This window comes from Shewanella sp. FeAMO (assembly GCF_053653955.1).
The window spans coordinates 1,879,411-1,896,167 of record NZ_CM132201.1 but is presented as its reverse complement, the minus strand read 5'-3'; the positions used below and the strand labels follow the sequence as shown (position 1 = coordinate 1,896,167).

The window sequence follows — 16,757 nt, the reverse complement described above, 5'->3', positions numbered from 1 at the left end:
CTCCTACTCAGCTCAAATTCCATTGGCGAATTTTTCAACAAAAACTTACCTTCAGTGGGGAAAACGGAGCAAACCCAGCTGCCACAGGGGTTTCCACTAATTAATGAGAATTTTTATCAGTTCCAAAATCACCACCAAAGCGACTTGAAAACAGCATTTATCAGCGCCTATGACATAAAAAAACCGTCCTTGAATGGACGGTTTTTGCATTGAATGACTTAAGCCTTATCAGGCCTTTCCAAAAGAAGCGGTCAATCTTTGGCCGCCATTCTAGCCTTGAGATCGGCAAAAGGATTGAAGGTGGCCGGCGCCTGTTTGGCTTCACTGGTGTCGCCGTACTGCACCAGTTCTTCAAACCTGGAGTGCTCGTTGTCATGGCAGTAGAGACACAACAGCTCCCAGTTGGAACCATCTGAAGGGTTGTTGTCGTGATTGTGATCTCTGTGATGCACAGTCAACTCACGCAAGTTCTTGTGGGTAAACTCCCTGGCACAGCGGCCACAGACCCAAGGATAAAGCTTGAGCGCCTGCTCCCGATAGCCTTTTTCACGACTCGCCTGATACTCACGGGCCTGCGCCAGCACCCGATCCAATTTACTCTGTTCTGCCATCTTTCTTTTCCGGTGAACGGGCCCTTAAGGGCCCTCTACATATTCTGCGCTGGACAGATGCAGATAATGCAGGTGCTTCTCATACTGAGTCACCACATCTGCCTGGATCTGCTCTTCCGTATAACCCATCACATCATAATACTGTCCGCCGTGTTCGAGGAAAACTTCAACCCGGAAGTAGTTATTTTGTGACTCATCCTCAGCTTCTGCCTGAGTCTGATGGGTCACAGGCAGCGTAAAGGCGCGGATCCGCAAGCCATAGACAAAGGTCTGCACCTCTTCATTTTCGATGACCAACCTCACCCTGTCTTCATCGTACTGGAGATCGGCATTGATACCGCGTGACAAGAAGCCCTGAGAGACCTTGGACAGCGCCGGTGTCGCCACGTTGTCGACAAAGCGCCGCGCCTGCTCGTAGGAGGGATGCGACACCAACACATCTATCCTGTCTTCCCAGGACACGCTGGTTCTGGCGTACTGCACACTGGTGGTATGCAGCTGCACGCTGTTGATTTTGAGCCAGTCATCCTGCAACGCCTTGAACAGGCCAAAGCAGATAAGCAGCATCACCAACAAGAACGGCATGGCACTGGCAATCGCTGCCGTTTGCAGCGCCTGCAAGCCACCTGCGAGCAGCAGCACAGAGGCAACCACACCTTGCATCAGGGCCCAGAAGATCCGCTGCCATACAGGCGCATCGGCATCGCCGCCTGAGGTCAGGTTATCGATCACCAAAGAGCCTGAGTCAGACGAGGTCACAAAGAAGGTCACCACCAGACACACAGCGATGACTGACAGCAGATTGGAAAGCGGCAAGTGCTCGAAGAAGGTAAACAGGGCGACTGACACATCGGTAGAAACCGCGGTAGCCAGATATTCGGCGCCATGGTTCATGATGGCATCTATCGCCGAGTTACCGAAAACCGTCATCCACAGGAAGGTGAAACCACTGGGAACAAATAAGATCCCCACCAGGAACTCACGAATGGTGCGGCCGCGGGAGACCCGGGCGATAAAGGTACCGACAAAAGGTGACCAGGAGATCCACCAGCCCCAGTAGAGTAGAGTCCAGCCACCGAGCCAGTCATTCTTCTGCTCGTAGGCATAGAGGTTAAAGGTCTTGCTCACCAGCTCACTCAAATAGCTGCCGGTGTTTTGCACGAAAGACTGCAGCAGAGCAACCGTTGGACCAAACAGCAGTACTATCATCATCAGCACAAAAGCCAGCCCGAGGTTAAGCTCACTTAAACGCTTCACCCCTTTATCCAGGCCGGAAAACACAGAGCCGGTGGCGATAAGAGTGATACCTATGATCAGTGCCACCTGCACAGTGCTGCTGATAGGGAAAGAATCACCCAACAGATAGTTGAGTCCCGAGTTAACCTGCAATACCCCGAAGCCCAATGAGGTAGCCACACCAAACATAGTGCCCAGCACGGCAAAGGTGTCGACGCAGTGGCCTATGGGACCATAAATACGTTCACCAATCAGAGGATAAAGGGCACTTCTTGGCAGCAGCGGCAGCTTATGCCGATAGCTGAAATAGGCCAGACTCAAGGCCACTACCGCATAGATGGCCCAGGCGTGAATACCCCAGTGGAAGAAGGTGATCTTCATCGCCTCTTTGGCGGCTTCAACTGTCTGGGGATCCGCATCCGGCGGTGCCAGATAGTGCATCACAGGTTCACCAACCCCAAAGAACATCAAGCCTATGCCCATACCGGCAGAGAATAGCATGGCAATCCAGCTCTTGTAGCTGTAATCCGGCTCGGCATGATCCGGCCCAAGCTTGATATCACCGAAGCGACTCACCATCACAAAGATGATGAATACCAGAAAAATGGCCACGCCCATGATATAGAGCCAGCCGGCCTTCAACTCCAGCCAGGATTGAGCTGACTTAAATAGCTCCTGCGCTTCATTCGGCCAGACGGCACACACCAACACCATGAAGGCGATACAGATCACTGACGAAAAAAACACCGGAGGATTAATACTCGACTTAATCAAATTTTGCGCTCCTTTTTACGGATAAAACTGCGCTGCCTGCGATCAAGTTCCTAAGTTACCGCTGAACTCGGCCGGGGACAACGCTTATCCAAAGCCACACCAAAAGCTTATCGGGTGTTTATGTGCAGTATGTGACACCCTTCCGCGGACAAGCTCTCGGCTTGATAAAAATGGAAGAGATAGGACCCACCGGGATCAAAGTGTTGGCGGGACAGACAAGATTACCGTGGCATATTGAATGGCAATCGACTCGGACACAAACTGCTACTTTTGGCAACAATCGGCGCTGATTATACACAAAAACGGACAAAATGGGGAGTCTCTGGCGACTCCCGCTCACAGAATCAGCCTTTTCCTACTCGCCGCTCTTGGGGGTTTGTGAAATACCCGCGGTCAGATTAAAGCGCATCGCCTCCTCGAATGACCAATCCACCATGATCAAGTCCTCTCGTTTGACCAGGCTGGTGACCCCGGCCATCTGATAGGAAAGTTGAAACAGCACAGGCACCCAGTCCCCTTCGGGCAAGGCATCGAGCAGCGGTTGAGGCGGCTTGTCCGTCATAATAAAGCCGACCACAAAACCGCCGTTTGCCTGGCGCACCAATACTGTTTGCTGCGACTTGGGCTTACTGCCATCTCGGTTCATCAAAGAAGCAATATCGCGAATACTGCCATAGACAGACTTGAACAGGGGAAAGCGCATCAACTGCCGTTCAATCCAGCTCCAGAGCCAAACGATGGGGCTGACGGAAAACAGTAAACCGGCAACAAATACCAAGGCTGTGACCAATATAAAACCGGCTCCGGTAAATACAGTGTCCATGCCCACCAGAGAGAAGAGTAACTTGCCCAGGCTGTCGAGAGATTCAAACAGGGACCAGAACAGCCAGAGACTAAGCGCCATGGGCAGCAGATTAAGCAAGCCACGGATCAGGGTTTGTTTCATTGAATTCCTCTTGATATTTAAGACTGTATAGGGCGCAGGACAGAGGCTCAAAGGAAGGTTTCTCGGCTGCCCCTTCCCCAACAGGCGCTCAACTCTGTATCCTGACAGAGACGCAAATCGATAGCAAAATGTTGTGCATTACCCCGGGAGGCCGCAGGGTCTCCCGGGTGCGACAAGGAGAATAACAGCATGCGCGTAACCCGACTGGATCACCTGGTGTTAACCGTCCGCGACATAGAGCAGAGTGTCGCCTTCTACCAAAAACTGGGCATGAAACGCCAAACCTTTGCCGATAACAGAACGGCGCTGCAATTTGGCGATCAGAAAATCAACCTGCACCAGCTTGGCCGCGAATATTACCCCAATGCCGCCAAAGCCCAAAGTGGTTCGGCGGACTTGTGCTTTATCACCTGTGGTTCACTCGAGGATGTTATGGCGCATCTCAATGCCATGGGTATCGACATCGAAGAGGGCCCCATCGCCCGTACCGGCGCCACCGGCCCGATAGACTCAGTCTATATTCGCGATCCTGACGGCAACCTGATCGAGCTGGCAGAATACCGCGTTGACTAGGCTGGGCTTTGACGAGACTGCTTTGACTAAGTCCCCGTTGACTAAGTCCTATGTTGACCAAGTTCTCTGTTGACCAAGTTCTCTGTTGACCAAGTATTCCGTTGACCAAGAGCTCCGTTGACCGGGCGGTGCAGCTAACCGAGCTGCACCAGCCTGCACTGGCACAAAAAAGCCGCTTGAATGCAAGCGGCTTTCTCTAAGGCTCGCGGATAAGAGCTTAAAGCTCTTTTTCCATCTCCTCGTAGGAGACATGGCGTACGTCTTTGCCCTTGACGTAGTAAATCACGTACTCACAGATGTTTTTGCAGCGGTCCCCTACCCGCTCAACCGCGCGGGCAGCCCAGAGCACATCCAGCACACCTGGGATAGAGCGGGGATCTTCCATCATGTAAGTCATCAACTGGCGAATGATGCCTTCATATTCCTTGTCCAGCTTGGCATCTTCCTTGTGCAGCTCCAGCGCCGAGTCGGCGTCCATCCGCGCCAATGCATCCAGGGTCGAGTGCAACATACGGGTGGCATGGCGCCCCATGGACTCGATACTGACCAGCAGCGGCTGCTGATTATTGCTGCGCTTCTCCTGTGCCGCCTTGGCGATACGCACACAGGCATCGCCGATGCGCTCAAGATCGGCAATCGTCTTGGAGATGGCTATCACCAGACGCAAGTCACTGGCCGCCGGCTGACGCTTGGCAATGATACGGGTACACTCTTCATCTATCATCACCTCCATGCCGTTGACCTTGTGATCGCCCTCGATCACCTTCTGCGCTAACTCGGTATCCAGGCTGCCCAGGGCATCCAGCGCCTGTTCCAACTGCCGCTCCACCATGCCGCCCATGGCCAGCACCCGGTTGCGGATATCTTCCAGCTCGGCATTGAACTGGCCTGAGATATGTTTATTCAGGTTCTTGTTTTCCATTTGCTTCCCCTTGCTCGGACGCAGCGTTTATCAACCGTAGCGGCCGGTAATATAATCTTCGGTCTTACTCTGTTTTGGCGTAGTAAAGATAGTGTTGGTATCCGAGTACTCAATCAGCTCGCCCATATACATAAAGGCAGTCTGATCCGACACCCTGGCCGCCTGCTGCATGTTGTGGGTCACTATCACCACTGTGTACTTGGACTTGAGCTCGGTGATCAGCTCTTCGATAGTCAGGGTCGAGATAGGATCCAGTGCCGAAGTCGGCTCATCGAGCAGCAAGACTTCAGGCTCAATGGCTATCGCCCGGGCAATCACCAGACGCTGCTGCTGACCACCGGACAACCCGAAGGCGTTGTCATGCAGCCTGTCTTTCACCTCGTCCCAGATGGCGGCGCCGCGCAGTGAACGCTCACAGGCTTCATCCAGCTCACGGCGGTTACTCACGCCCTGCAGGCGCAGGCCATAGACGACATTTTCATAAATGGACTTGGGGAAAGGATTAGGGCGCTGGAACACCATTCCCACATTGCGTCTCAGCGCCGCGACATCCACTTTCTTGTCGTAGATGTTTTGACCATGGAGCAAGATTTCCCCGTCGATATGGCAGTTATCCACCAGATCGTTCATCCGGTTGATACAGCGCAGCAAGGTGGACTTACCGCAACCACTGGGGCCGATGAAGGCGGTGACCTTCTTCTTGGGGATCTTCATGGAAACATCAAACAGCGCCTGCTTGTCACCATAGCGCAGATCCAAGTTACGGATCTCCAGCGCCGTCTCTTCGGCAGGCAGGTTCGCCAGATCCAGCGTCTCAGTATTCATTACCGATGAGTCTATCGAAATCATATTCTGTCCTATCACTTCAGGATAATCGTCAATTAGTGTTCAAGCGAGCGGTACTTTTCACGCAGATGGTTGCGCACGCTGATAGCCGTCAGGTTGAGTGCCACGATCACAGAGACCAGCAGGAACGAGGTGGCATAGACCAAAGGCCTGGCAGCTTCTACGTTGGGGCTCTGGAAACCGACATCATAAATATGGAACCCGAGGTGCATAAACTTACGCTCAAGATGCACAAAGGGGAAATTCATATCCACAGGCAAGGTAGGCGCCAACTTGACCACCCCCACCAGCATCAAGGGTGCCACTTCGCCGGCGGCGCGGGCAACCGCCAGAATAAGCCCTGTCATAATCGCCGGGCTGGCCATGGGGATAATAATCCGCCACAGGGTTTCGGCCTTGGTGGCCCCCAGAGCCAGGCTGCCCTGACGCACTGAGCTTGGAATACGTGACAAGCCTTCCTCGGTGGAAACTATCACCACAGGCAGGGTCAGAATCGCCAAAGTCAGTGCCGACCAGATAACCCCGGGAGAGCCAAAGGTGGGCGACGGCAACGCCTCAGGATAGAACAGCTGATCCAGCGAGCCCCCCAACATGTAGACAAAGAAGCCCAGACCAAACACCCCGTACACAATAGAAGGCACACCGGCGAGGTTGATCACCGCGATACGTATCATCTTGGTGATCGGCCCTTTCTTGGCGTATTCGTGCAGATAGATGGCGGCCACCACACCGAATGGTGTCACTATCACGGCCATCAGCAACACCATGAATACTGTGCCGAAAATCGCCGGAAACACCCCGCCCTCTGTGTTGGCTTCGCGGGGGTCGTCACTGATAAAGCGTCCCAGACCAACAAACCAGTGGCCAACCTTGTCGATAAAGCCCATGCGGTTGACATAGCTGACATCCAGCACCGAATCCAGGCTGAGGGTCACTTCTTCGCCGCGCATGTCGCGTACTATCACAGAGTCACGCCCGGCTTGCTCACGCAGAGAGAACAGCTGCTTTTCCAACCCTTGATAATGCTGATCCAGTTGCTGACGCTTGGACTCAAGCTCGGCTTTACGCTCAGGCGTCAGGGCATCGTCAAGCTCATAGCCACGTTCTTTGAGGCGCAGACGTTCCAGCTCATAGTTAACCGCGCCTATGTCCTGCTTCTGCAGTGCCATCGCCTGATCGGCCAGGTCCACTGCGCGCTCGATATGCTCCTCGAGTGAGTTCTGCACATCGCCGCCGAGCTCCAGCCGCTGGCCCTTCTCAATCACGGCCACAGGGTAGCCGTAGAAGTTACCGTTCTTGGTACGCTCTATCATGGCCAAGCCTTCCGGGGTGGAGCGCGACACAATATCTGTCTCCAGAATCCAGCGGAAATCCAGGCCGACAAACTCACGGTTACCCGTCTTGACCAGATAGCGGGTCACAAACTCACCCGGCTCTGAGTTGAAGTGATAACCGGCGGATTTCAAGCGCTCGGTCGGCACTTCTTCTCTGTCGTACAGCTCACCTATCAGGGTGTAGCGCTGGCCTTTGTCATCCTGCATCTCCCACTGATAGATATCCGCGGGCCAGAAATAGCTCAGGCCACGCCAGGCGATGAGTAACAATAGCCCCAACACCGCAATCAAACTCAGGCTAACGGCGCCCCCTGTCATCCAGATCCAGGGAGAGCCTGATTTAAACCACTTACCCATTGCACAAACCCCTTAAGGTGATTGGCGAAACATCTAGTGTTCTATTCATAATTTATCTCCCGTTACAGTGAGCTGTAGCGGTCACGCAGACGCTGACGCACCACTTCGGCCACAGTGTTGAACAGGAAGGTAAAGATAAAGAGCACAAAGGCTGCGAGGAACAATACCCGGTAATGGGAGCTGCCGATGGCCGACTCCGGCATTTCCACCGCGATATTGGCCGCCAGGGTCCGCATCCCTTCAAACACGCTCCACTCCATGATGGCGGTGTTCCCCGTGGCCATGAGTACAATCATGGTTTCACCCACGGCGCGGCCAAGGCCCATCATGACTGCCGAGAATATCCCCGGGCTTGCGGTCAGCAGCACTACCCGGGTCAGGGTCTGCCAGGGGGTAGCTCCCAAAGCTAGGCTGCCGTTCGACAGGTGACGCGGCACAGAGAAGATGGCGTCTTCGGCAATGGAGAAGATGGTTGGAATGACGGCAAAGCCCATGGCAATTCCCACCACCAGCGCATTGCGCTGATCGAAGGTGATCCCCAGCTCATTGGTGATGAACTGGCGGGTGTCGCCGTGGAAGAAGGCCACTTCGATTGCCGGGCTGATGGTAAAAGAGAACCAACCGACAAAACAGATAACCGGGATCAACATCAGTTCCTGATAGGTTTCCGGCAGTATCGCCTTGATGCGCCCCGGCAGCTTGGACCAGGCATAGGCACTGGTCACTATGCTTATCGGCAACAGCAACAGCAAGGCCAGAATGCCGGGCAGATGCTCTTCAATCAGCGGTGCCAGCCAGAGACCGGCCAGGAAACCGAGGATCACTGTCGGCAGGGCTTCCATGATTTCAATGGTGGGCTTGACTATGCTGCGCACCTTGGGCGACATGAAATAGGCGGTATAGATAGCGCCGGCAATCGCCAGAGGAACGGCAAACAGCATGGCATAGAATGCCGCCTTTAGCGTACCGAATGCCAGCGGCATCAGGCTGAGCTTGGCTTCAAAATCATCAGAGCCGGAAGTGGACTGCCAGACAAACTGCGGCTCAGGGTAACCTTCATACCATACCTTGTTCCACAGGGCACTCCAGGAAACTTCCGGGTGGTCGTTGTCAACCGCGTACAGGTGCAGCTTACTGCCATCTTCAATGATCAAGGCATTGGAGCGGGGGCTGAAGCCCATAACACCCGGCGCCTTGAGATCGAACTTCTTGTCGAACAGCTCGCGCTCACTCGTGGTGTAAAGCAAAGACAGTTCACCCTCTGGGCTTACTGTGGCAAAGCTCTTGCGGTAGAACTCAGAGGCTATGGTGTCCACCTTACCCAAACCGCTAAACTCACGGATCTCCTGATAGACACGTCCGCGGTCGCTGGCCACCTGAAAATACTGGGCCACCACACCGTTATCGTAGCCGACCAGCAGTGAACTGGCGCCCGCCAGCAGGCTCAAACTGGTGACCTTGGCCTTGGCTTTCTCGACATCTATCACCTGTTGCAGCGAGATTTCATCCACATATTGAATGTTGTAGACAAAAATCTTGTTGCCGGACTGCAGCAGCAGTTGGCGCTGATCCGGGGTCATGAGTTGATGTTCAGTACGGGAAGGCGCATCCGGCAGTGGCATGGTTTGTGTGTTCCACTCCACTTCCTCTGTCATCATGTTCTCTTCGCCGACCATCTTGGTCAGTTGCCAGCGATTCTGGCTGTCCTGGTAGGCAAAGCTCATGCTCTCCGAGCTATAGCCGAAGGCGAGATTTTTGAGTGGCGAGCCATCCTCGGCAACCGTCAGTGCCGACTCCCCCAGTGGATACTTAACCTTGGGCGTGATCAGGCGCTGGTTATTGGGATAGCTGACACCAAACTCGACCCCGGCCAACAAGAGTTGACCGTTATCCAGTCCGAGGGCAAACAACTGCTGGCTTGGGGCACTGACGGCGCTGCTGACCACTTTGCTCGAATCTGGCACAGGCAGTTTCACCTGTTGGTGCTGCTGATCGCCTTTGACCCTGAAGAAATCCACCACGCCTTGGTCACCGACCCGATAGAGCAGTTCATTTTGCTCGTCACTGCCCACCATCAGCGTCTTGTCTGAACTGGCCGGCAGACTCACTTCGGTGACGGGTTCAACACTGGCGCCGTCAAACACCGGCTTAATCACGTAAAGCAGATAGAAAAAGATCAACAAAAGGGCGACGAACACCATGGTTCCGCCCACTGTTACCCCTATCTGCGCGGCCTTATCCTTGAAGGCTCTGCGGCCGGAGCCTTTGCTCACCAACAGATCTTTCGACGCAGAAGCAGGCTGAATGACCTGACTTTCCATTAAGAACCTCTATTATTAATAGCTGTTAGGCTTTTTTACCGAATTAACCGTACGTTATTGCGTTTCGGCCAACCCAGGTAAGACCATCCCTTATCGAGTGGCTGGGATTATATGACGCAAAAATGACAATAGTGTTACATAGCTTTTTTTAACATTATTCAGGAGTCTGTCTACCATGCTTCGTTACCTTATCACACTGCAAGTCCCTGACAGAAAAGGATTGGTTGAGCAGATTGCCCATGCGGTCAGCCGCCACGGCGGCAACTGGCTCGACTCGGAATTACGTCATATAGACGGGATTTTTGCCGCTATTTTGCTGCTTGAGGTTCCCAGCGAACACTGGGATGACCTGCTCGATGCCCTGGAGTGCATCGATGGTATGGCGCTCACCAGCGCCAGGGCCGGCCAGCAGCAGAAATATATCAAACGCCTGAGTTTCAACCTGGTGGCCTACGACAGGCCCGGGCTGGTGCTGGACATTTCCAACAGGATCAATGCCCTGGGCATCAATATCGAGCAATTCAGCAGCAAGTTTGAAACCGCGGGCCATACCGGCATCGCCCTGTTTCGGGCCACCATCAGCCTGGGATTGACCGACCCTATGCAGGAGGAGCGCCTGACCGAATCCCTCTACAGCATAGGTGATGATCTGGTACTGGATAAGCTGAATCTGACCTGAGCCCGATACTGCAGCTGCCCGACCTCTAACTCTTGAACGCCTGCAAAAGCAGCAACCGATGTGCAATCGATAATTCCTGTTAGGAAAACTGGTACACTGGCGAAAATCTCAAGAACAGAGCTTTGTCGTTATGCTTGGAACACTGGATAAGATGGCCGTCGCCCTGGACGAGAACCATCTGGCACAATACACCCTCAGAGTGGCTGAACAGCGCCTGGCGTTGAACCCTTTGATAGGCAAGAGTTTAACCCTGAGTCACACGGGTAACATCTTCTGCTGCAACTGCGGTAAGAAGACCAAGAAGAGTTACTCCCAGGGCCACTGTTATGTCTGTATGCAGAAACTTGCCAGCTGCGATCTCTGCGTAATGAAACCTGAAACCTGCCACTATGATCATGGAACCTGCCGCGAACCCGAATGGGGCGACACGCATTGCATGGTGCCCCACTATGTTTACCTGTCCAATACCTCGGGAATAAAGGTCGGCATTACCCGCCACACCCAGTTGCCCACCCGCTGGCTGGATCAGGGAGCCACCCAGGGGCTGCCGATATTCAAGGTCAGCAGCAGGCAGCTTTCCGGCCTTATCGAAGTCGAGCTGGCCAAACTGATTGCCGACAAGACCAACTGGCAGGCGATGCTCAAGGGCAACAACGACGAGATAGATCTCAAGGCCAAGGCCGAAACGCTATTGCCGAGTATCGAAACCCGCTTGCACGAGCTGGCAATGAGCCGCGGTGATTACAAGATAGAGAGATTGACCGAGACAGAGACGCAAATTCACTACCCGGTCAGTGAGTTTCCAAAGAAGATCAAGTCCCATAACTTTGACAAAGAAGCCGTTGTCAGCGGCACTCTGATGGGCATCAAGGGTCAGTACCTGCTTTTCGATACCGGAGTAATCAATATCCGCAAGTTCACCTCTTATGAAGTGGAAGTCAGCTACTGATTTTTTAATTTGAGCAAACAAACGGCGCCTCTTGGATGGGCGCCGTATTTCATCCTTGAGCACCTTTGGTGCTTGCCAGTACCCCAGAGGCTGCCTATGATGGCCGCCAATAACGCCCTTACACAGATACAGAGCAGAATATGGCCACAGACTCCATGATGGGATCCCAGACTATCGCCGCCCAGACCCAGGCTTGGGTCAAGGAGGTGATCATGAAGTACAACATCTGCCCCTTCGCCAGACGGGAAGTCGAGCGCGACTCGATTCGTTACACAGTTTGCGAAGAAAGCCGCATGGATACGGCCTTGCAGGCGTTGCTGGACGAGTGCCAATATCTGGATGAGCACCCACAAGCGGAAACCAGCCTGTTCATTCTGCCGAGGGGCTTTGAAGGCTTTCACCTCTATCTGGATCTGTTGGCCTTTGCCGAGCAGCTGTTGTTCGAAGAGGGTTATGAAGGGGTTTACCAGTTGGCCAGCTTTCACCCCGACTATTGTTTCGAAGGGGAGCCCCAGGATGATGCCGCCAACTATACCAACAGAGCGCCCTATCCGACCCTGCACATCATACGTGAAGCCAGTATGGAACAGGCCTTGGCCGAATATGATGATCCTGAGTCGATCCCCGAGCGCAACATCGCCTTTGCCCGCCGCAAGGGCAGCGAGTTCTTCGCCAAACTGCTGCAAAACTGCCTGAGCCGAAAACCATAAAAAAAGCAGATAAGCCTTGATGTGATTCAGGCTTATCTGCCCCTTCCCGGGCCTTACCCCAGACCTTGAAACCCTAGACTTTGAAACGCCCGAGGGTTACCTGGGTCTTATTGATTAGGTCGAAGAGCTCACTGCCATGGTGCGCCGCTTCCTCGGCGCTGCTGGCGGAGATTTCACTCAGATGATGCAACTGTTCCAGATCATGGGACAGACTCTCGGCCGAACGTGCCTGAGATTGGGTCGCCGAGGCTATCAGGCTGTTGACGCTGGAAATGGCGTCTACCTTGGCGGCAATCAGCTGCAGTGCTTCACGGCTCTGCTGTGCCTGCTCAACCCCCTCCCGAGCCTTGTTACAACTGGCATTCATCACATCTGCGGCATCTTTACTGCCGGCTTGCAAACGTTCTATCATCGCCTTTATCTCTTCGGTCGACTGCTGAGTCTTGCTGGCCAGAGAGCGTACTTCGTCGGCCACAACGGCAAAGCCCCGCCCCTGCTCACCGGCACGGGCCGCCTCTATGGCCGCATTCAGTGCCAGCAGATTGGTCTGCTCGGCAATCGCCTGGATCACTTCGAGGATCCGCCCTATCTGCTGACTGTCATCATAAAGCCGCTGAATCACTCCCGAGGCCCGCTCCACCTCGGCGGCAAGTGAGTCTATCGACTCACGATTGCGCTCTATGATGGCCTGCACTTCCTGGGAGACCGCCCTGGCATCCTTGGTGGAATCCTCTGCCTCGGCCGCGTTTTGTGCCACCTCGTGGATCACGCTGGACATGTCACGTATCGAGTGGGACATCTGTTCCAGGCTGCCACGCTGCTCTTGAGTGGCGGCATTGGCACTCTGGGATGTATGGCGGCTTTGGGTGGCTATCTCGGTCAAGGAGCTCGACTGAGCGGTAACATCGGCCAGGGCTTCCTGCACCTTGATAATGAAGTGATTGATGTTGTCACACAGGCCGCGCAACTCATCGTCGCTCGAATATTCGATACGCCGACGCAGATCCCCTTCTCCGCGAGCCAACTCCTGCGCCAGTTGGGTGATCCTGTCCACCGGGCGCATCACCAGGCGCTTCATCACCAGCAGCAGGCAGATGATGATCGCCACGGCGACAGGAATAGCAACGGCTATGCCTCCCAACAACATAGCATTTGTCTGCCGCTGGATCTCCTGAAGACTCCAGCTCATGCCCAGTACCCCAATCAGCGCCTGATCACGGCTGTTGATAATGGGATGAAGTATTTGAATGTCCTTGTCGGTGACCAAGGTCTGAGGCTCGCCGGCTTTCAGTTGCGGCAGATGCTGCCCCAGCGAGGCCTGCATCTGGGCACCGGTCTTGCCTGGCTCACCAAACTGAGCAAAAACGGCCTGCGAAGCATCAAACACCACGGCATACCCGAGGTTCCCCCGGGTCTGTTTGGCCAGATTGACAAACTCCTCCTCGACCTTGTCCGCCTTGCCAAATTTCACCGCATTGAGCAGTTGTTGCGACACAAATCCGGTGATCACCTGACTGCTGATCCGCTCCATATCGACCAGAGTGCTGGTGAGCCTATGCTGGCTTATAAAGTTGGTCAGCGTAAAACCGGCCAAAACCACCACAGAGGCGATCAAGGCCATCTTGCTGCTGATCCTGTTGAAGATTCCCATACAGACCTCCCTGACTGAGGGGAAATAACAAGCAAAAGACGCTTACAGTAGCTCTACGTTGATCCCCAGTGTAATGGCGCCTATCACTGCGCCGGACGAGGGGTCGACAACAGGCAGACTCAGCTGACTCTGATAACTCTGGGTAGACTCATCCTCTTCCACCTCGCTGATATGGATACTGTCTGGCCCCTTGGCGAAGGTTTGCTGCCATTTGGCTTCATCCCCCTGCCAATAATCTGAAGTCATGGCACTCTGTCCCACATTCAATCCCTTGTCATCCATGACAAATATTTCGGTATAAAGGCCATTGCTTTGCTGCAGTTTCTGCCGCAAAAAATCGGAAAGCGGATTGTTGAGAAGCTTATTCACCAATGGCTTGTCGGCGGCAGCAACCTGAGCACGCCATTGCTTGTCCAAGTCGAGAATTTGCTCCTTGGAAAGTTCGGCATTGGCACTGTTTTGTTGCTTGATGCTATCGACGATCAAAGGGTCGCCAAGCCAACTCTTGACCTGGGTATTGGCAAGTTCGCTGATGGCGGCTTCATAGTCGTTGGCATTGGCTGAAGCGGCAACAAACATAGAAGTCGCGCCGAGCAGCGTCACACTGAACAATGCAGCGCAAGATTTGCTGCGACAAAATTTGCTGATAGAGGTCATCTGGGTTGCTCCCTGCTGTGATAGAAATCATCCTGAGATAAGACTAGTCAACAAATCACAAGAGCGCTTGAAAGATAAAAGAATATTCTTAAGTAAGCCGCAAGGCCCAGGCTGACGCCGCCCACTCCAGCCTGGGCCAATGGAGCAACTATTCAGAAGGTGAATCTGTGCGACAGGCTAAGCACCAACCTGGCATCGGCATTGTCCGAGTCTAGGCTGGTATCTTCACCCGCCAGCTCAATATCTATGCCGTGATATTGGGTCTGGTAGGCGATGCGGTAGTGTTGATAGCCTCTGCTTTCCTGCCACTGCCACTTGTCTGTATCATCCGATGTGGAACGGTCAAAACTCAACCTCAGCCGGTGACCGGGCGCCAATTCAAAACTGTGGGCCAGCATCACTATGCTGTGGCCGGCACCGGTACCAAAGTAATCCCAGCTATACCAGAGATTCAGCTCCGACTGACCGAATGGCGACTGATAACCCCACTTGGCATAAGCTTCCGGATAGTTGTAGTCATCGGAAAAGGATTCGCCGTGATAGCTGTAATAGGCAAGCCCGGCATCCAGGCTCAGGTGTTCATTGAACTGGTAAAAATAACCTGCGTAACCGTCAAGTTCCAACCAGGTATCATCGCCACCACCGAAGTCGACATTGGAAGCGAAGCTGCCAAGATACCAGCCACTTTCACTACTGTAATCCAAGCTGGCCTGTAACGCCGGGCCTTTATCTGTCTGACTGACCCCGTTGAAACTGTAATCCGATGCCAAGGTCACGGTCGATGACCACTCGGCCTCGGCCGTGAAAGTCAGTGTCAGCAGTGCCGCCACACCGCCGCTCTTGAGATAATTTGCCATGGCGTTCAAGCGCATCTGTGTTCCTCTTTTGGTTTTATGGATTGAAGCCGGCATCAGTCAGCCAACTCTATTTTATTAAAATCTATAGTGTTTTCTTTGGGAGAGCCTTGGATCCGGCCCAAGGTTTTCAGTTTGGTCAGCAGCATGTAACCGGCACAGGCGAAGATAAGCCCAATGGCCAGGGCCCCAACCCATTGGATCTCCAGGAAATCCAGTTGGAACAGCAAGGTCAGCAGCACCATCACGGCGATATTGCCAAGCAGATAGTTGCGTTTGCCGAGCCTGGCAACCGTCAGCCCCAGGTTATCCGTGTAGAGACGGATCAATGAGTCCAGCGAATTGATCACAAAGGTAATGCCCACCATGACCATGGCCAGGTTATAAAAGCCGGATGTGGATATGGCCTGGGTATCGTAGAAATAGAGGACACTGAACCAAATCGCGATGGGAATGGAGGGAAACACCATCATGGCCAGCAGCAGCTGCCAGGTCTTGATCCCGCCGACAAACCGCGAGGTAAACTGGCCTATCATAATGCTCCAGGCAAACCACCAGAACAGGTAAAAGGCGTGATAGTCATTGAGCGGCAACACAAAATGCTTGATATCGACAAAGTACTCACCCAATAACGAAAAGGTGGTAATGAAGTCGCCGACAGTGCCGCTCTCCCCTAAAAATGCGCCGCTCCACATCAGGGCTATCAGCGCCACAAACAGCCAGGTACTGGCCAGGCTGAGCACCTTGACGTATTTAATACTGGTACTGGAATAAACCGCGATGGCGATGACGGCAAACACTATCAAATAGAAGGCGCCTATGACGGACTCTCCATCGCCCATCTCCGGCAGATACCAGGGCAAGTTGCTGAGCAGCAGATAAGCAGTGAAGGCACAGGTGCCGATAATCACCATGTTGTTGATGAACTTTACCGCCTTGAGTTCAAAGAACTTCACTCTGGGCTCAATGACGCAAAAATAGAAACAGGTGACAAAGTAAAAACCCCAGATGAGAAAGGCCCAAAATCCAAACTCTATCGCCAAGGGATTGGAAAAGGCGTATTCGGGGCTGCTGTTGGTATCTGTGTAAGTGCCGAATTCGGTGAGCGGGAACATGATCAAGCCTACATCCAGGCCTGAGGTGAACAAAATAGCGATAAAGGTGTTGATCCGCACCGGGGTGACACCTACGCAGGGGATGTTGCCCCACCGATACAGGATCACCCCTATCATGGCAAAGGTAAATAAGATCCCTGCTGAAAGCCAAAGCTCCATAATTTTTCCCTTTATTGTTGATTTAAATTATATTTTTCTAATTCCAGCCCCAGACTAATGGCA

The 16,757-nt window shown here is 53.6% G+C and carries 15 protein-coding genes; 4 read left to right on the top strand and 11 right to left on the bottom strand.

Annotated features, from left to right (window positions below; translation table 11 throughout):
• Positions 1-251: 251 nt before the first annotated feature.
• The 3 genes from ACWAU4_RS08545 to ACWAU4_RS08535 form a co-directional block, all read right to left on the bottom strand.
• Entirely contained in the window at positions 252-611 is a 360-nt protein-coding gene (locus tag ACWAU4_RS08545; RefSeq protein WP_025009816.1) for a YajD family HNH nuclease, read from the bottom strand.
• 24 nt (positions 612-635) lie between these two features.
• The gene (locus tag ACWAU4_RS08540) at positions 636-2,621 is read right to left on the bottom strand and encodes a BCCT family transporter (RefSeq protein ID WP_208125738.1); all 1,986 of its coding nucleotides are present in this window, start codon (positions 2,619-2,621) and stop codon (positions 636-638) included.
• Positions 2,622-2,976: 355 nt separating this feature from the next.
• Positions 2,977-3,567, bottom strand: coding sequence for a DUF502 domain-containing protein (locus ACWAU4_RS08535; RefSeq protein WP_028780326.1), 591 nt, complete (start codon positions 3,565-3,567; stop codon positions 2,977-2,979).
• A 189-nt stretch (positions 3,568-3,756) separates the two neighbouring features.
• On the opposite strand from ACWAU4_RS08535, the gene ACWAU4_RS08530 reads away from it, so the two are divergent.
• Complete coding sequence (locus ACWAU4_RS08530; RefSeq protein ID WP_208125737.1) at positions 3,757-4,140, top strand: VOC family protein; 384 nt, start codon at positions 3,757-3,759, stop codon at positions 4,138-4,140.
• A gap of 217 nt (positions 4,141-4,357) precedes the next feature.
• Here ACWAU4_RS08530 and phoU read toward each other — a convergent pair whose 3' ends face one another.
• The 4 genes from phoU to ACWAU4_RS08510 all read right to left on the bottom strand — a co-directional run bounded on the left by phoU (position 4,358) and on the right by ACWAU4_RS08510 (position 9,920).
• Positions 4,358-5,062 (bottom strand): phosphate signaling complex protein PhoU, encoded by a 705-nt coding sequence (gene phoU, locus ACWAU4_RS08525; protein WP_025886617.1) that lies wholly within the window; start codon positions 5,060-5,062, stop codon positions 4,358-4,360.
• A 30-nt stretch (positions 5,063-5,092) separates the two neighbouring features.
• Complete coding sequence (pstB, locus tag ACWAU4_RS08520; protein WP_025009812.1) at positions 5,093-5,911, bottom strand: phosphate ABC transporter ATP-binding protein PstB; 819 nt, start codon at positions 5,909-5,911, stop codon at positions 5,093-5,095.
• A gap of 32 nt (positions 5,912-5,943) precedes the next feature.
• Positions 5,944-7,599, bottom strand: a complete 1,656-nt coding sequence (gene pstA, locus ACWAU4_RS08515) for a phosphate ABC transporter permease PstA (protein WP_025009811.1) — start codon at positions 7,597-7,599, stop codon at positions 5,944-5,946.
• A gap of 62 nt (positions 7,600-7,661) precedes the next feature.
• On the bottom strand, positions 7,662-9,920 hold the full coding sequence (locus ACWAU4_RS08510; protein ID WP_208125736.1) for an ABC transporter permease subunit: 2,259 nt from the start codon (positions 9,918-9,920) through the stop codon (positions 7,662-7,664).
• 175 nt (positions 9,921-10,095) lie between these two features.
• Here ACWAU4_RS08510 and ACWAU4_RS08505 point away from each other — a divergent pair, with 175 nt between their 5' ends.
• The 3 genes from ACWAU4_RS08505 to ACWAU4_RS08495 all read left to right on the top strand — a co-directional run bounded on the left by ACWAU4_RS08505 (position 10,096) and on the right by ACWAU4_RS08495 (position 12,258).
• On the top strand, positions 10,096-10,599 hold the full coding sequence (locus ACWAU4_RS08505) for a glycine cleavage system transcriptional repressor (protein ID WP_025009810.1): 504 nt from the start codon (positions 10,096-10,098) through the stop codon (positions 10,597-10,599).
• Positions 10,600-10,729: 130 nt separating this feature from the next.
• On the top strand, positions 10,730-11,548 hold the full coding sequence (locus tag ACWAU4_RS08500; protein WP_208125735.1) for a DUF2797 domain-containing protein: 819 nt from the start codon (positions 10,730-10,732) through the stop codon (positions 11,546-11,548).
• Between the two features lie 140 nt (positions 11,549-11,688).
• Positions 11,689-12,258: a DUF1415 domain-containing protein gene (locus ACWAU4_RS08495; protein WP_096141337.1), complete on the top strand. Its 570-nt coding sequence runs from the start codon at positions 11,689-11,691 to the stop codon at positions 12,256-12,258.
• 73 nt (positions 12,259-12,331) lie between these two features.
• Here the strand turns inward: ACWAU4_RS08495 and ACWAU4_RS08490 are convergent, their stop codons facing one another.
• The 4 genes from ACWAU4_RS08490 to ACWAU4_RS08475 all read right to left on the bottom strand — a co-directional run bounded on the left by ACWAU4_RS08490 (position 12,332) and on the right by ACWAU4_RS08475 (position 16,694).
• Entirely contained in the window at positions 12,332-13,909 is a 1,578-nt protein-coding gene (locus ACWAU4_RS08490; protein WP_117200552.1) for a methyl-accepting chemotaxis protein, read from the bottom strand.
• 42 nt (positions 13,910-13,951) lie between these two features.
• Positions 13,952-14,566: a PDC sensor domain-containing protein gene (locus tag ACWAU4_RS08485; RefSeq protein ID WP_198556946.1), complete on the bottom strand. Its 615-nt coding sequence runs from the start codon at positions 14,564-14,566 to the stop codon at positions 13,952-13,954.
• A 152-nt stretch (positions 14,567-14,718) separates the two neighbouring features.
• Positions 14,719-15,438: a TorF family putative porin gene (locus tag ACWAU4_RS08480; RefSeq protein WP_391564060.1), complete on the bottom strand. Its 720-nt coding sequence runs from the start codon at positions 15,436-15,438 to the stop codon at positions 14,719-14,721.
• 38 nt (positions 15,439-15,476) lie between these two features.
• Positions 15,477-16,694, bottom strand: a complete 1,218-nt coding sequence (locus ACWAU4_RS08475; protein ID WP_025009804.1) for a choline transporter — start codon at positions 16,692-16,694, stop codon at positions 15,477-15,479.
• Positions 16,695-16,757 lie beyond the last annotated feature (63 nt).

What these genes read in the sequence shown, in the direction of transcription:
- ACWAU4_RS08480 (WP_391564060.1), bottom strand. Translation starts at nt 15,438, where the DNA reads ATGCGCTTGAACGCCATGGCAAATTATCTCAAGAGCGGCGGTGTGGCG.
- ACWAU4_RS08530 (WP_208125737.1), top strand. Translation starts at nt 3,757, where the DNA reads ATGCGCGTAACCCGACTGGATCACCTGGTGTTAACCGTCCGCGACATA.
- ACWAU4_RS08505 (WP_025009810.1), top strand. Translation starts at nt 10,096, where the DNA reads ATGCTTCGTTACCTTATCACACTGCAAGTCCCTGACAGAAAAGGATTG.
- phoU (WP_025886617.1), bottom strand. Translation starts at nt 5,062, where the DNA reads ATGGAAAACAAGAACCTGAATAAACATATCTCAGGCCAGTTCAATGCC.
- pstA (WP_025009811.1), bottom strand. Translation starts at nt 7,599, where the DNA reads ATGGGTAAGTGGTTTAAATCAGGCTCTCCCTGGATCTGGATGACAGGG.
- ACWAU4_RS08485 (WP_198556946.1), bottom strand. Translation starts at nt 14,566, where the DNA reads ATGACCTCTATCAGCAAATTTTGTCGCAGCAAATCTTGCGCTGCATTG.
- ACWAU4_RS08545 (WP_025009816.1), bottom strand. Translation starts at nt 611, where the DNA reads ATGGCAGAACAGAGTAAATTGGATCGGGTGCTGGCGCAGGCCCGTGAG.
- ACWAU4_RS08510 (WP_208125736.1), bottom strand. Translation starts at nt 9,920, where the DNA reads ATGGAAAGTCAGGTCATTCAGCCTGCTTCTGCGTCGAAAGATCTGTTG.
- ACWAU4_RS08535 (WP_028780326.1), bottom strand. Translation starts at nt 3,567, where the DNA reads ATGAAACAAACCCTGATCCGTGGCTTGCTTAATCTGCTGCCCATGGCG.
- ACWAU4_RS08490 (WP_117200552.1), bottom strand. Translation starts at nt 13,909, where the DNA reads ATGGGAATCTTCAACAGGATCAGCAGCAAGATGGCCTTGATCGCCTCT.
- ACWAU4_RS08495 (WP_096141337.1), top strand. Translation starts at nt 11,689, where the DNA reads ATGGCCACAGACTCCATGATGGGATCCCAGACTATCGCCGCCCAGACC.
- ACWAU4_RS08500 (WP_208125735.1), top strand. Translation starts at nt 10,730, where the DNA reads ATGCTTGGAACACTGGATAAGATGGCCGTCGCCCTGGACGAGAACCAT.
- ACWAU4_RS08475 (WP_025009804.1), bottom strand. Translation starts at nt 16,694, where the DNA reads ATGGAGCTTTGGCTTTCAGCAGGGATCTTATTTACCTTTGCCATGATA.
- pstB (WP_025009812.1), bottom strand. Translation starts at nt 5,911, where the DNA reads ATGATTTCGATAGACTCATCGGTAATGAATACTGAGACGCTGGATCTG.